At 69.5% G+C, this 14,419-nt stretch carries 15 protein-coding genes; 3 read left to right on the top strand and 12 right to left on the bottom strand.

The features are described 5' to 3' along the window. Nucleotides 1–292 precede the first annotated feature (292 nt). A complete protein-coding gene (locus HHL15_RS25380) occupies nt 293–571 on the top strand; it encodes a hypothetical protein (RefSeq protein WP_169148576.1) in 279 nt (92 codons plus the stop codon). A 618-nt stretch (nt 572–1,189) separates the two neighbouring features. On the opposite strand, the gene HHL15_RS25375 is transcribed toward HHL15_RS25380, so the two are convergent. The 10 genes from HHL15_RS25375 to dctP form a co-directional block, all read right to left on the bottom strand. Then, nucleotides 1,190–2,203: a malonate decarboxylase subunit epsilon gene (locus HHL15_RS25375; protein ID WP_169148575.1), complete on the bottom strand. Its 1,014-nt coding sequence runs from the start codon at nt 2,201–2,203 to the stop codon at nt 1,190–1,192. 9 nt (nt 2,204–2,212) lie between these two features. Further along, nucleotides 2,213–3,112: a triphosphoribosyl-dephospho-CoA synthase MdcB gene (gene mdcB / locus HHL15_RS25370; RefSeq protein ID WP_169148574.1), complete on the bottom strand. Its 900-nt coding sequence runs from the start codon at nt 3,110–3,112 to the stop codon at nt 2,213–2,215. After that, nucleotides 3,105–3,791 (bottom strand): malonate decarboxylase holo-[acyl-carrier-protein] synthase, encoded by a 687-nt coding sequence (gene mdcG, locus HHL15_RS25365; protein WP_169148573.1) that lies wholly within the window; start codon nt 3,789–3,791, stop codon nt 3,105–3,107. The genes mdcB and mdcG overlap by 8 nt, the downstream gene beginning before the upstream one ends. Before the next feature lie 6 nt (nt 3,792–3,797). Then, the gene (locus tag HHL15_RS25360; protein WP_169148572.1) at nt 3,798–4,499 is read right to left on the bottom strand and encodes a biotin-independent malonate decarboxylase subunit gamma; all 702 of its coding nucleotides are present in this window, start codon (nt 4,497–4,499) and stop codon (nt 3,798–3,800) included. Then, nucleotides 4,496–5,404: a biotin-independent malonate decarboxylase subunit beta gene (locus HHL15_RS25355; protein ID WP_169148571.1), complete on the bottom strand. Its 909-nt coding sequence runs from the start codon at nt 5,402–5,404 to the stop codon at nt 4,496–4,498. Before HHL15_RS25355 ends, HHL15_RS25360 begins: the two co-directional genes overlap by 4 nt. Beyond that, on the bottom strand, nt 5,401–5,715 hold the full coding sequence (gene mdcC, locus HHL15_RS25350; RefSeq protein ID WP_169148570.1) for a malonate decarboxylase acyl carrier protein: 315 nt from the start codon (nt 5,713–5,715) through the stop codon (nt 5,401–5,403). Before mdcC ends, HHL15_RS25355 begins: the two co-directional genes overlap by 4 nt. A gap of 5 nt (nt 5,716–5,720) precedes the next feature. Further along, nucleotides 5,721–7,382, bottom strand: a complete 1,662-nt coding sequence (gene mdcA, locus HHL15_RS25345; RefSeq protein ID WP_169148569.1) for a malonate decarboxylase subunit alpha — start codon at nt 7,380–7,382, stop codon at nt 5,721–5,723. 118 nt (nt 7,383–7,500) lie between these two features. Then, nucleotides 7,501–8,853 (bottom strand): TRAP transporter large permease, encoded by a 1,353-nt coding sequence (locus HHL15_RS25340; RefSeq protein WP_169148568.1) that lies wholly within the window; start codon nt 8,851–8,853, stop codon nt 7,501–7,503. Beyond that, nucleotides 8,846–9,406: a TRAP transporter small permease gene (locus HHL15_RS25335; protein WP_169148567.1), complete on the bottom strand. Its 561-nt coding sequence runs from the start codon at nt 9,404–9,406 to the stop codon at nt 8,846–8,848. Before HHL15_RS25335 ends, HHL15_RS25340 begins: the two co-directional genes overlap by 8 nt. After that, the gene (dctP, locus tag HHL15_RS25330) at nt 9,403–10,434 is read right to left on the bottom strand and encodes a TRAP transporter substrate-binding protein DctP (RefSeq protein WP_169148566.1); all 1,032 of its coding nucleotides are present in this window, start codon (nt 10,432–10,434) and stop codon (nt 9,403–9,405) included. The genes HHL15_RS25335 and dctP overlap by 4 nt, the downstream gene beginning before the upstream one ends. Nucleotides 10,435–10,628: 194 nt before the next feature. Here dctP and HHL15_RS25325 point away from each other — a divergent pair, with 194 nt between their 5' ends. Then, the gene (locus HHL15_RS25325; RefSeq protein ID WP_169148565.1) at nt 10,629–11,336 is read left to right on the top strand and encodes a GntR family transcriptional regulator; all 708 of its coding nucleotides are present in this window, start codon (nt 10,629–10,631) and stop codon (nt 11,334–11,336) included. A gap of 236 nt (nt 11,337–11,572) precedes the next feature. Then, on the top strand, nt 11,573–12,550 hold the full coding sequence (locus HHL15_RS25320; protein ID WP_169148564.1) for a dienelactone hydrolase family protein: 978 nt from the start codon (nt 11,573–11,575) through the stop codon (nt 12,548–12,550). Between the two features lie 46 nt (nt 12,551–12,596). Here the strand turns inward: HHL15_RS25320 and HHL15_RS25315 are convergent, their stop codons facing one another. Beyond that, nucleotides 12,597–13,610, bottom strand: a complete 1,014-nt coding sequence (locus tag HHL15_RS25315; protein ID WP_169148563.1) for a WD40/YVTN/BNR-like repeat-containing protein — start codon at nt 13,608–13,610, stop codon at nt 12,597–12,599. Between the two features lie 14 nt (nt 13,611–13,624). Continuing rightward, a partial coding sequence (locus HHL15_RS25310) for an efflux RND transporter permease subunit (protein WP_169148562.1) occupies nt 13,625–14,419 on the bottom strand: 795 nt, incomplete at its 5' end.

Raw genomic sequence — 14,419 nt, 5'->3', positions numbered from 1 at the left:
GCGCTCCGAGTCGCCCTGACGCAAACGCATCAGGGCCTGGCGGTACTCGTGCATCTCGATACTCCTGCGGGCCACCGGCTTTCTCCTGCCAAACCCGGCAGGGTAGCGATGGACCGCTCAAGGTCGAGACGTCCGTCAGAGTGAGACTGGCTCCATTACGCCGATCCGGCGCTGGCGCCTATGTGCCGATCCGTGGGTGGCTCCATTACGCCGATCACGGAGTGGCTCCAATGTGCCGGTCACAAGGTGGCTCCATTGTGCCGATCATCAACTGGCTCCAATGTGCCGGTCGGTGACACGGCTCGAGCTGGCGAGGCAGGCAGTGGCGGAGGGCATCACCAAGCATCTGCAGTGCCTCGACGAGGAGATGGCCCGACTCAAGAAATCCATCCGGGATCACATCGACAACGCCCCTACCCTTCGGGAGAAGTACCGGCTGCTCGAGTCCGTTCCCGGCCTGGGTGAGCGCACTGCCTCCACGCTGCTCGCCTTCCTGGCCGAACCGGCACACCCTTCCAGCCCGCACACCATGGCGCCTGGTGGCAACCACCGGCTCTGTAGGGGCGACTGAAGTCGCCCTTCGCGCCTCAAATCGCTGCCAGACCCTTGATCAACGTCCGCGGGCGACTGAAGTCGCCCCTATACGGGAGCCGCGCCGCTGGCGCGAATCTGCTGAGGGCGTTGACGGGGATAACAGTATCTACATGGGCTGCAGAGTTCCCCGAGCCATCTGCCTCATACGACAGCGGGCTGGGCAGGTATCTGGCGATGGCTGAGGGACGCCTCGCCACTCCCGCCCCTGATCCTGCCGGCTTCGCGGCATCTGCCAGTCCTTTGCAGTGTCCTGGCGCAATCCCTGCCCCATATGAAAAGACCCTTCAATGACGTGCTGCAAGCGCTGCCGCACATCACAAAACCGCTGCCAGGCCTCTGGCAATCGTTGCGGGACGTCTGGCAATCACTGCGAGACGTCTGGCTACCGCTGCCAGACATCTGGCAATCACTGCGAGACGTCTGGCTGCCGCTGCCAGACATCTGGCAATCACTGCGAGACGTCTGGCTGCCGCTGCCAGACATCTGGCAATCACTGCGAGACGTCTGGCTGCCGCTGCCAGACATCTGGCAATCGCTGCGAGACGTCTGGCTGTCGTTGCCAGGCATCTCGCAGCGATTGCCAGAGGCGGAGAACCTACCCCCTGCCCTGCTTCTCCACCCACTCCACGATCCCCTCCACGCTGCGGAATTCGTCGCTGGCGCGGATGGGGATATGCGGGTGCCGCTCGGCCCACATGCGGGCGAGGGCGTTGCCGGGGCCGATTTCGAGGATGGCGTCGGGCTGGCGTTCGGCGATGGCGTCCTGGCAGGCGGTCCAGTCGAGGGGGTGGTCGATCTGGCGGGCGAGGGCTTGGAGGGCGGCCGGGCCTTGCCAGGCGGGGCGGCCGTCGATGGCGCTGAAGACGGGGGTGGTGAGCCGTTGGGCTTGGGGCTGGGGTTGGGCGTGAAGCCCGGGGTGGAGGCTGGCAAGGCGCCGGGCGAAGCGTTCTGCTGCTGCGGCGAGCCAGGGGGTGTGGGAGGGGGTGGTGACGCCCAGGCGGACGACGCGGGCGGCGCCGAGCTGTTCGGCTTGCCGGGCGGCGCGTTGCAGGCCAGGTTCGGGGCCGCCGAGGACGAGGTGGTCGGGGCCGTTGCGGATGGCGACGGCGAGGCCGCAGTCGGCGGCGAGGGCTTCGCTGCATGCGGCGGGCAGGCCGGCGATGGCCAGCAGGCCGGCGGGGGTGTCGATGCAGGCATCCATGGCGGCGGCGCGTTCGGCGCACAGGGCGATGCCCTCCTCTGCGCTGAAGCAGCCGGCGACGCAGCAGGCGGCCATTTCGCCGAGGGAGTAGCCGGCCACGGCGACGGGGCGCGGCAGGCGTTGGGCCAGTTGCTGCCACAGGGCGAGCTGGCTGGCGAAGATGAGGGGCTGGGCGATGCGGTTGGTCTGCAGCAGGGCCAGGGGCACGTCCGGCATCTGCCACACGTCGGGGATCCGGGCGGCCAGGGCCTGGGCTAGGGATTCAGTGAGGGACTCAGTGGGGGAGTCAGCGAGGGCGTCCGTGAGGGGCTCGGCCAGGGACTTGGCAATGGGCGGCGCCTGGCGCAGGGCCTCCAGGTGGGCGGGCTGCTGGTTACCCTGGCCGCTGAAGAGGATGGCGAGACGCATGGCGGGGCCTCAGAAAACGTGGAGATGCAGGGCGTCGAGAAAGAGGGTGACGCCGAGCAGGTCGGCGCTGCCGCCGGGGCTCAGGTTGCGGGCCACGAAGTCCTGGTGGATGGCGCGGGCGCGCGGCTCCCAGCCGCTTGCCAGCACGCCGCCGCGGGCCAGGAAGCCGGCGCAGACCTGGCGGGCGTGGGCGAGGCCCTCGGCGCCGCCGCGCCACAGCAGGTTGGTGTCGTCCAGGGCGGCCATCAGGGCAAACAGGGCCTGCACGGCGGCCTGCTCGGGGCTGGCGCCTTGGGCCAGCGCGCCGCGGTAGGCCGGCAGGCCGACATGCAGGGCGGCGGGGAAGCCGGCGGCGGCTTCGCCCCGGGCACCGCCGACGCCATGGCGGCGCAGCACTTCGGCGCCGTGGCTGGTGGCGTCGGGGCGCGCGGCGCCGAGGATCTCATCGCCCCAGCGGCAGCTCACGCCGGCGCAGACGGCCTCGGCGGTCAGGGTATGCCCGCCGGCCGCCAGAGCACCGGCCGAGGCGCACAGCAGGCCCAGGTTGAAGATGGCGCCCCGATGGGTGTTGATGCCGCCGGTGGCCGCCAGCATGCGCGCTTCGGCGCTGACGCCGAGCCGGCGCAGGGGTTCGAAGCCGGGCTCCACCATGCCCGCCGCGGCGATCTCCGGAAAATAGCTGCGCAGGGCTTGCAGGCTGCGCACGAAGGTGCGGAAGTCCATGTCCCGGTGGCTGCCGGAATCCTGCGGGCTGACCAGGCCAGGCTTGGGCGACAGGGCCACCTCCCGGTACAGGGCGGCGGTGGCCAGCTGGCCGAGGCGGCGGGCCACGGCGCCGAGGGGGGCATGGCCGGACGCCGGAGCGTCTGCAACCGCCGGATTCCCCTGCCGCGCCCACGCTTCAGACATGTGCATTGCTGGCCTCCCTCTCCCCTTCCCTCTCGTAGCGCGCCAGCAGGGCGTCGACGGCCAGCAGTTGCACGTCCGCCTCGCCCTTGACCAGCACCTGGGTGGTGTCCCCCGCCAGGGCGGCCCGCAGTTCCTTCCAGGCCACGGCGGCGCCGTCGGCAAAGCGGATCTCCCCGTCCAGGCCGCAGGGCAGCGCCGCCTCGGCTTCGGTCAGCGCGGCCAGGCAGTGCGGCAGGGCGTCCAGCGAGGCCACATTGCAGATCAGGTCCACGTCGGACAGCGCGTGGCGGTAGGCCTCGCCGCTGACGCATTCCCAGGCCAGGGAGCCATACACGCCGGCGCGCACCCCGGCCGCCTGCAGCACGGCGGCCAGCCTGGCCAGCGGCACGGCCCGAGCTTCATCCACGCAGGCCAGGCAGGCGGGGATGGCGAGGGGCGCTTCGACGCGCAGCACATCGGCGGCGGCCACCCGGCAGCCCAGGCGGCGGCGCCCTTCGGCGGCGGGCAGGGTCAGGCCGAGCAGCAGCCCGCCCCCATCGGCCGGCTGGCGGGCGGCCACCAGCGGGCGGCCCAGCGCCACCCAGGCCATCACCCGCGCCGCGAGCTGCGGGTCCGTCTGGTTGCACTGGAACTTGAAGACCGCGCCGGGGCGCAGATACACCCGGTCGTGACGCTGCATGGCGGCTTAACCGGCCGCCAGCACGGCGTCTACCACCGCCGCGCCGAGCATCCGCCCGCCCCGCTCGCGCCCGGCCAGCAGGCGCGTGTCGCCGTGGTCGACGCCGGCCAGGGCGGCGTCCAGCAGGGCCGCCGAGGCTTGCGGCCAGATCGCCGCGATGGCGCCCATGCGCTGGTAGTTCTCGGCCCCGGGGGCGAAGGTGGGCGAGCTGCCGGCCAGCTCCACCAGCCGCTCGTGGGGGATCTTGGTGACCCGCGCCATGGCCTTGAGGTCCATCACCCGCACCTGGGCGTCGGCCAGGGCGAAGGTCTGGTCGGCCATCAGCCCGAAGGACAAAAAGCCGCCACTCACCGCCTGGCCGGTGACCAGGGCGACGCTGCGGTGGCCCTGGCGGCGGGCCAGGTCCACACAGCGGGCCAGGTGGGCCAGGCTGCCGTTGAGGCACAGCAGCTCCTCGGCCCGGGACAGGGCCTGGCCGCTGGTATCCACCAGAAACACGATGGGCCGGCCGGGGTGCTGTTCGATCAGGTCGAGGAGGCGCCCGGCCAGGCCCAGGGCGATGTCGTGGCCGATGGCGGCCGCGTCGGTGGTGCCCAGCACCGCCACCGGGCCGTCGCCCGCCTGGGCGGTGCCGGCAATCAGCTTGCCCTCCACCGCCACCGCGTGGCCGGCGGGGAAAAGCGTGTCGAGAAGGCTGTGGAGGCTCATTGGGGCAGTCCTTTCTTGAGGTCGACCAGGCTGTCCCGGTCCATCAGCGGCACCTGGCCGGGCTCGGCCACACCCAGGGCGGCCCACACGTCCAGGCCGTCGCGCAGGCCGGCAAAGCGGGTGCGGCGGGTGCTCAGGCGGGCCTGCTCGGCGCGCAGCGCGGCCAGGGAGGGCACATCCTCCTGCCAGCCGGCCAGCAGCTGAGCGGCCACCCGGGAGAAGTCGGCGGCCTCGTCTTCGGCCAGGGCGGCGCAGTCGCCGGTGAGGTAGCGGTGCTTGCCGCCGGTGACGCGCCACACCAGGGCGCGGTCCTTGGAGTCGAACTCTTCCACGCCGGCCACGGTTTCGATGACTTCCGGGCCGGACAAGGCCAGGCGCCCCTCCTCCGACATGATGACGGCCGAGCACAGGCGGGTGACGATGCCCATGCCGCCGAAGGCGCCACAGCTGCCGCCCACCAGGGCCAGCACCGGCACGCCGGCGGCGCGGGTGTCGAGCACCGCCCGCATGATCTCGGAGATGGCGATCAGCCCGGCGTTGGCCTCGTGCAGGCGCACCCCGCCGGAGTCCGCCAGGAAGAGCACGGCGGCGGGCTTGTCGCGCTGGGCGCGCTTGAGCAGGCCGACGATCTTGGCGCCGTGGATCTCGCCCACCGCGCCGCCCATGAACTGGCCTTCCTGGGCGATCACCAGCACCTCGCGCCCGTCCAGGCGGCCGGCGCCGATGATCACGCCGTCGTCAAAGGCGCCGGGGATGTCGAGCACCGCCAGGTGGGGGCTGGGCTCGGAGGTTTCGGGGGGCAGGAATTCGCGGAAGCTGGCCGGGTCCAGCAGGGCCTGCAGGCGGGCCCGGGCGGTGGCCTCAAACCAGCTGCGGCGCAGGGTGAAGGGCTGCCGGGCGTTCATTGCGCACCTCCGGTGTAGTCGCCAAGGGCCTGGCTCAGGCGCAGGCTGACCACGGCGGGGGTGGCCCCCATGTCGTTGATGTCGATGCGGGTGCCGCCCACCGGGTGGCGCGCGGCGAACTCGGCGATCACCGCCTCCCAGATGCGCCCGAAGCCCCGCGCCGAGGTGCGGATGTGCACCTGGCAGGTGTCGGCCGGCTCGCCCGGGCGGATCAGGATCTCCAGGTTGCCGGAGCCCACCACCCCGCACAGGGCGGTGCCGGCGGCCGGGGTGGCGCTTGCGGCCTTGAATTGGAATTCGAGTTTTTCCATGTCGGTCACCAGTTGCGGAAGCGGGCCGGCGGGGCGTAGAGGCCGCCCGACCAGCGCACGAGGTCCTTGACGGAGCGGGCCGCGAGCAGGTCGCGGCTGGCCATGCGGGGGTCGATGCCCATGTCTTCGGGGCGGCGGATGATGCCCCGGTCGCGCAGGTTCTCGACCATGCGGCGGTCGCGGGCCATGCCCACCGGGGTGAAGCCGGCCACCCCGCGGATGGCCTGCTCGCGCTCTTCGGCCGTGCGGCACAGCAGCAGGTTGGCGATGCCCTCCTCGGTGACCACGTGGCTCACGTCGTCGCCGTAGATCATGATGGGCGGCAGGTCCATGCCCATGCTCTCCTTGAGCTTCCAGGCGTCCAGCTGCTCGACGAAGACCGGGGCCATGTGCTCGCGGAAGGTCTCCACCATCTGCACCACCAGCTTGCGGCCGCGGATGGCGTTGGCGCCGCCGGCCTCGCGCCCGGCCTTGAGCCAGGCGGCCGAGGCGTGGCGGCGGCCGTGGGGGTCGGAGCCCATGTTGGGGGCGCCGCCAAAGCCGGTGATGCGGCCCAGGGTGGCGGTGGAGCTGTTGCCGGCCAGGTCAATCTGCAGGGTGGAGCCGATGAACATGTCGCAGGCGTAGAGCCCGGCGGTCTGGCTGAAGGCGCGGTTGGAACGCATGCTGCCGTCGGCACCGGTGAAGAACACGTCGGAGCGGGCGGCGATGTAGTTCTCCATGCCCACCTCGGAACCGAAGCTGTGCACCGATTCGACACAGCCGGCCTCGATGGCCGGGATGAGGGTGGGATGGGGGTTGAGCGCCCAGTGGGTGCAGATCTTGCCCTTGAGGCCCAGATCGGCGGCGTAGGTGGGCAGCAGCAGCTCGATGGCGGCGGTGTCGAAGCCGATGCCGTGGTTGAGGCGCTTGACCTCGTATTCGGCGTAGATGCCCTTGATGGCCATCATGGCCATGAGCACCTGCACCTCGGTGATCTGCGCCGGGTCGCGGGTGAACAGGGGCTCGATGTAGTTGGGGCGCGGCGCGACGATGACGAAGTCCACCCAGTCGGCGGGCACGTCCACGCGGGGGAGGCTGTCCTTCAGCTCGTTCACCTGGGCGATGACGATGCCGCCCTTGAAGGCGGTGGCCTCGACGATGGCCGGGGTGTCTTCGGTGTTGGGGCCGGTGTACAGGTTGCCGGCGGCGTCGGCCGACTGGGCGGCGATCAGGCTCACCTTGGGGGTGAGGTCCATGAAGTAGCGGCCGAAGAGTTCCAGATAGGTGTGGATGGCGCCGATCTCGATCTGGCGGTCCTGCACCAGGCGGGCCAGGCGGCCGCCCTGGGGGCCCGAGAAGGAGAAGTCGAGGCGCCGCGCCAGCCCGCGCTCGAAGAGATCCACGTGGCTGGGCAGGGCCAGCACCGACTGCACCATGTGCAGGTCGTGCAGGCGTTCGGGTGAGCAGTCGGCCAGGGATTCGGCGAGGAAGTCGGCCTGCTTCTGGTTGTTGCCCTCGAGGCAGACCCGGTCGCCCGGCTCGATCACCGCCTCGAGCAGGTCCACCACGCGGGCGGCCGGCACGAGGCGCCCGAGGCCGATGGCAGCGGCCCGCTCGAGGCGGCGCTGGCGGCCCTGGCGGCGGGTGTCCCAGCCGCCAGGGCCGGAGGGATGGGGAGCGTTCATGATGTCTCCGTTGGATGAAGGACGTATCGGCTGGGTCGCCCTGCCCGCCCCTGCCGGCGTGGCAGGCGGGAGGGAAGCCCCCCGGCGGGGGCGGGTGGGCGAGCGGTGGCGGACGCGTTCAGCTGGCCGGGCCCATGATCACGTCGGGCAGCCAGGTGGCGATGCCGGGGAAGAGGCAGAGCAGGATCACCGCCACGAACATCAGCCCGACGAAGGGCATGACGCCCCAGATGATGTCCTTGAGCGGGATGTCCGGCGCCACGTTCTTGATGACGAAGATGTTGAGGCCCACCGGCGGGTGGATCAGGCCCATCTCCATGACCACGGTCATCACGATGCCGAACCAGATCATGTCGAAGCCGGCGGCCTTGAGCGGCGGCAGGACGATGGGGGCGGTCATCAGGATGATCGACACCGGCGGCAGGAAGAAGCCCAGCACGATCACGAAGACCAGGATGGCCGACAGCAGCACCCACTTGGAGAGGTGCATGGCGACGATCCACTCGGCGGCCGACTGGCTGATGTGCAGGTAGCTCATCACGTAGGAGTACAGCAATGACATGCCGATGATGAACATCAGCATGGTGGACTCCTTGAGGGTGCCGTTGAGGATGGGCTTGAGCTGCTGCGGACGCCACACGCCGTAGATCACGGCGATCAGCACCAGGGCCAGGATGCCGCCGAGGCCGGCGGTCTCCGACGGGGTGGCATAGCCGCCGTAGAGGGCCACCATGACGCCGATCAGCAGGATCACGAAGGGCAGCACGCGGGGCAGCATGCGGGTCTTGTCGGCGAGGGTGAGGTGCATCTCGTCCAGGTAGGCCGACTTGGTGCCGCCGCCCTTCCACACGTCGAGGGCCGCGTTGTATTCCTGCTTGTAGCGCCAGGCGGCGTAGCCGGCAAACAGGAAGACCAGCATCAGGCCCGGGAAGATGCCCGCCAGGAAGAGCCGCCCGAGGGACTGCTCGGCCGCCACCGCAAACAGGATCATGGTGATGGACGGGGGCAGCAGGATGCCCAGGGTGCCGCCGGCGGCGATGATGCCCGCCGCAAAGCCCGGCGAGTAGCCGCGGGCCCGCATCTCGGGGATGCCCGCCCCGCCGATGGCCGAGCAGGTGGCCGGGCTGGAGCCGGCCATCGCCGCGAACAGGGCGCAGGCAAACACGTTGGCGATGCCCAGGCCGCCCGGCACCTTGTGCATCCAGGCGTGGATGGCCGAGTACAGGTCGGCACCGGCGCGGGACTTGCCGATGGCCGCCCCCTTGAGGATGAACAGCGGGATGGACAGCAGGGTGATGTTGGCCATCTCCTCGAACACGTTCTGGGTGATCGTGTCGGTGGCGGCCCCGGGCATGAAGGCCAGCATGAAGATGACGGCGATGATGCCAAGGGCGAAGGCGATGGGGATGCCCGAGAACATCACCACCAGGGTGCCCAGGCCATACAGCATGCCGATGGAAGCTTCAGTCATGGTTACCCTCCTTGCGCACGCAGGCGGCGACGAATTGCAGCAGGATCTGCAGGGTCAGCAGGATCATCCCGAGGGTCATCAGGCTGTAGGGGATCCACAGTGGCGGGGCCCAGGCGGACGAGGTGGTCTGGCCATCGACCCAGGCTTCGTGCAGCAGCAGGATCGACTTCCACGAGAAGAAGGCGCAGAACAGGCCGGAGGCCAGGTCGCAGAGGGCCAGGCGCACCCGGTTCACCGCCGGGGGCAGCAGGCCGGCCAGGGCCTCGATGCCGATGTGGCCGCGCTGGGCCTGCACGTAGGCCGCACACATGAAGGTGGCCCCCACCAGCAGGAAGACCGACATCTCGTCCTGCCAGTCGGTGGGGATCTTCAGGAAGTAGCGCAGGAAGACGCTGCTGCACAGGATCAGGGACGCCGCCAGCAGCGCCCCCGACGACAGGAACATGATGACCGTGTTGATCATCTCCATGAGCCGGCCCAGGGCCCCGATCAGGCCGGTGGCCGGGATCTCCGGGGGCTTGGCCAGCCCCTCGATCTCGAATCCGTGGCTCATAGCGCTTGCTCCGCGAGCTTGAGCATGCGCGCGCAGCTCTCGTTCTTGCCGGCAAAGTCCTTCCAGGCGGTTTCACGGGCGATCGCCTGCCACTTCTTGACGGTGGCGTCCGACAGGTCGTAGGCCTTGCCGCCGGCCTTCTGATAGACGCTGACCACCTGCTGGTCGTCGGCCTTGGCGGCGTCGAGGGCAAACTGCTCCATCTCGGCCCCGATGGTCATCACCAGGTCCTGCTGGGCCTTGGGCAGGCGCTCGAAGACGGCGCGGGAGATCAGCAGCGGCTCGAACATGAACCAGTAGGTCTTGCCGCGGCCGGTGGTGAGGGCCTTGGCGACTTCTTCCAGGCGGAAGGAGATCAGGCTGGTGGAGGACGTCATCGCCGCGTCCAGGGCGCCGGTCTGCATGGCCGCGTAGATCTCGTTGGACGGCAGGGTCAGCACCGCCGAGCCGGCCGCCTTGAGCACCATGTCCATCTCGCGGCTGCCGCCGCGTACCTTGAGGCCCTTGGCGTCTTCCGGCTCGACGATGGGTTTGGTCCGGCTGGCCACACCGCCGGCCTGCCAGATCCAGCTCACCACGAACACGCCCTTGTCGGCCAGGATGTTGGCCAGAGCTTTGCCCACTTCGGCCTTCTTCCAGGCCACCGCCTTCTCATAAGAAGTGACGATGCCCGGCATCAGGCCCAGGTTGGTCTCGGGTACTTCGCCGCCGGCGTAGGACAGGGGCACCAGGCTCATGTCCAGGGCGCCCTTGCGCATGGAGCTGAACTGGGCGTTGGTCTTCATCAGCGAAGAGCCGGGATAGACGGTGCCCTTGAGGGCCCCGTTGGAGCGCTTGGCCAGTTCGGCGGAGAACTTGCGGCACAGGCGGTCGCGGAAATCCCCTTCGGTCAGGGTGCCACCGGGAAACTGGTGGGAAATCTTGAGTTCAGCAGCAGCCTGGGCAAACAGCTGGCCGGGATTGAGGGAGAGTGCGAGGGCGGGGGAAGCGGCCAATCCACGCAGGATCTGGCGTCGAATCTCGTTCATGGTATCTCCTCCATATGTGAACGAAGTGGGGTTGATCCACATCGGAAAGGAATCCGGTCCTGGTGTCGCCCTGCTTCAGCAAATACAACCAGACTCTTTTTGTATCCCTTAACCGATGTTGTGTATACAAGAATAGTTCAACTGGACACAAAGTCAAACGGTTTGTATAGTGAAATTGAACTGGAGAGCTGAACATGCAAGCACTGACCCCACCGCCGGTCCGCCTGTCGGAACAACTGGGCGAATCCATAGAAGAAAGGATCGTCACCGGCGTCTATCCCCCGGGGACGCGTCTCGATGAGCAGGAACTGGCGGAGAGCTTCGGCGTGTCGCGCACGCCGATCCGCGAGGCCCTGATCCAGCTGGCCTCCATCGGGCTTGTCGAGATCCGCCCGCGGCGGGGCGCGACGGTGCCCGAGATGGCCCCCGACCGGCTGTGCGAGATGTTCGAGGTGATGGCCGAGCTCGAAGCCATGTGCGGCCGCCTGGCCGCCCGGCGCATCCTGCCCGCCGAGCAGGCCCGCCTGCTGGAGGCCCACCAGGCCTGCGAGGCGGCCCGCCAGGCCGGCGACCCGGACCTGTACTACCAGCTCAACGAGGTCTTCCACCGGGCCATCTACGACGCCAGCCACAACGGCTTCCTGGCCGAGCAGGCCACCGCCCTGCACCGCCGCCTGCGCCCCTTCCGGCGCCTGCAGCTGCGCGTGCGCAACCGCATGAACACCTCCTTCTCGGAGCATGCGGCCATCGTGGAGGCCATCCTCGGCGGCGACAGCGAGAAGGCCGGCAGCGTGCTGCGCGCCCACGTCATCGTGCAGGGCGAACGCTTCACCGACCTGGTGGCCACCCTGCGCCAGATGCACAACCCGCCCGAAGCGGAGCTGGCCCAGGCGGGCACCTGAGCCCCTGAAGGGGCGAGCACCCAATCCCCTGAAAGGGCGGGCACCCAAGCCCCTGAGGGGCGGGCATCCAGGCCCCGGGGGTTGCCTCCTCCCGGCGTTCTGCCGTACCCCGATCATTGCAACCCCCAGAATGGGTGGCAATGCGCTTGCATGCAGACGTCAATCACCTATTGTTCCGGCATACCCCGCATTCCCATGACGTGTGCGGGGTTTTCCCATCAGCCCGGAGCACACCCATGATCCCCAAGCGCCTTACCCTCCTCGCCAGCCTGCTGGCGCTGGCCCTCCACGCCACGCCGTCACAGGCCCATGACGACGGACGGGATTGCACGCGCCAGCTGCCGATCTCCTTTGTGGAGATGCAGACGCCCAACCTGGTCTTCAACGCATCCGGGCAGATCGTCGCCAACGGCCTGCTGACGCTCAAGGGCAAGCTCAGGGTGCCCACCGACTGTCGCGAACGGCGCGGCCGCGGCGGGCTGCCGGCGGTGCTGATCCTGCACGGTTCTGCCGGCGTGGATGCCCGCGGCGACTTCCATGCCGAGGCCCTCAACGCGGCCGGCATCGCCACCCTCGAGATCGACATGTGGGAAGCCCGCGGCGTGGGCAGCGGCGCCAGCCGCCCTGCCCTGCCCGCCCTCACCTACGCCGACGCCTTCACCGCCCTGCGCTTCCTGAGCGCCCGCAGCGACATCGACCCGGCGCGCATCGGCGTGCTGGGCTTCTCCTGGGGTGCGGTCATCAGCATGGCCTCGGCCACCCAGAACGTGGCCACCGCGGTGGGCGGCAACCTGCGCTTCAAGGCGCATGCCGCCAATTACCCGATCTGCTACGCCTACAACAACCCGGCGATCCCCAACTCCGGCTTCGGCACGCCGGGCAGCAACCCCCTCACCGGCGCCCCCATCCTGGTGCAGGTCGGCAGCCAGGACGACTACGACCGGGCCAATTCCAGCGCCGACGGTTCGGCCCGCTGCATAGCCCTCAAGGCCAGCCTGCCGGCCGGCGAGCAGGCCGTGATGAACGTGGTGCGCCAGGACGGGGCCTACCACGGCTGGGACAGGCTGATGGTGCCGATCAAGGTCAACGACCCCTTCGGCCACCTGGGCGCAGACCGCTTCGACCCCTATGCCCGGGTGGAACTGCGCCCCGACGTGATCAAGGCCTACTCCTCACGCCAGCGGGTGGTGCGCTTCTTCGAGCGCAATCTGTAGGGCGCTTGCCGGAGCATGCAGCGGCCCCGGCATTCCGTCCGCCCGCTCAGAGCCCCTGCAGCACCCCGGCCTTGGAGAACAGCACCGGCGGCTTGCCCGCGCCGCCTGCGATCAGGGCGGTGAGGGGCTGGCGATCCGGCCGCTGGGTGGCGCTGAACTGCCTGCCGCCATCGGTGCTGAGCAGGCTCACGCCATCCAGTGCCGAGGCCATCACCTGGCCGCCGGCCCCAACCGAGAAGGCGGTGATCGAGCTGAGGCTGTCCACCTTCAGCGGCGCCCAATGGCCGCCGCCGTCCTCGCTGCGGTAAAGGGCGCCGCGCAGGCCGCCGACCAGCAGGCTGCCGTCCTCCAGCGCGATGCCCGCCCACAGCGAGCCCTTGTAGCCCGTATCCAGGTAGTCCCAGCTTGCACCGCCATCGCGGGAATGCACCACCCTGCCCTGCTCGGCCGCGATGAACAGCCCGCCCTTCGCGTCGGCGAACAGGCTGTAGAGGTTGCGGTCGGCCCGCTTGGCGCCGGGGGGTACCGGCAGGCTCACGTTCTGCCAGGTCTTGCCGCCATCGTCGGTACGCAGCAGCAGCGACCACAGCCCGCAGGCCCAGCCGTGCTGTGCGTCGGTGAACAACACGGAGAAGAGCGGCTGGTCCTTGTCCAGATCCTGGCGCTGCAGGGTCCAGGTCTCGCCGCCGTCGGTGGTGGCGAGGATCACCCCGCGGTGGCCCACCGCCCAGCCGTGCTTGGCGTCGGCGAAGCTCACCGCGTTGAGCATGGCCCGCACCGGCACCTGCCGGGCCTGGCGGAAGGTCTTGCCGCCGTCGTCGGAGAGGATGATGGTGCCGTGGTCGCCCACCGCCACCAGGCGGCTGCCGGCCCGGGTGGCGCCGAGCAGCATGGCCTGGTCGGCATGGGGGTTGGCGCGGGCGGCCTGGGTGGTGGCCGGGCTGGCCGTCTGGCCAGCGCCGGCCGGCAGGGCCAGGGTGGCGCCGAAGAGGGCCAGGATCAGCGCGTCCCGGCAGCGTCGGGTCGCGACAGCGGCCCGCGCGGAAGTCAGATCGTTCATCGCAGGTGCTCCGTTCAGTGATCGAGGATGCCGGGGGCCTTGACCGGGCCACGGCGCGGGAAGATCTTCTCCAGCCACACGGCCAGGGCCGGTAGCGCGGTCATCGCCATCACCAGGTTGACGATGAACATGAAGGCCAGCAGCTTGCCCATGTCGGCCTGGAACTTGAGGGCGGAGAAGGCCCAGGTGGCCACCCCCACCGCCAGGGTGATCGCCGTGAAGATGGTGGCCATGCCCACTTCCATGATGGCGTGCTCCACCGCCTTGACGATGGGCTGGCCGTGGGCCAGGTGGTACTGCAGCCGGTTGTAGATGTAGAAGGCGTAATCCACGCCGATGCCCACCGCCAGCACCATCACCGGCAGGGTCGCCACGGTGAGGCCGATGGACAGCTCCTTCATGAACCAGTAACCGATGAAGGTGCCCACGGTGAGGGGCAGGCAGCAGGCGATCACGGCCCGGAAGTCGCGATACACCATGAATACCAGCAGCACGATGGCGGCGTACACATAGAGCATCATCGGCAGCTCGCTGATCTCCACCTCGTCGTTCACCGCCGCCAGCACGCCGGCGTTGCCCGCGGCGAGGCGGATGCTGACGCCCTCCAGGGTCTCGGCAGCGCGGAAGGCCTTCACTTGGTCGATGACCCGGTTGATGGTGGCGGCCTTGTGGTCGGTGAGGAAGAGATGCACGGCGGTCATGCTGCAGTCCTTGCGCATGTAGCCGCGCATGCGCCCCACCTCGACGGCCAGGCCGGAGTAGTTGCCCGGGTCGGAGGGCACCACGTTCATCTTCGGGTTGCCCTCGTT

Origin of the sequence: Zoogloea dura, assembly GCF_012927165.1 — a bacterium.
Classification (GTDB): domain Bacteria; phylum Pseudomonadota; class Gammaproteobacteria; order Burkholderiales; family Rhodocyclaceae; genus Zoogloea; species Zoogloea dura.
The sequence above is the reverse complement of the archived record's forward strand: the minus strand, read 5'-3'. Positions and strand labels throughout refer to the sequence as shown.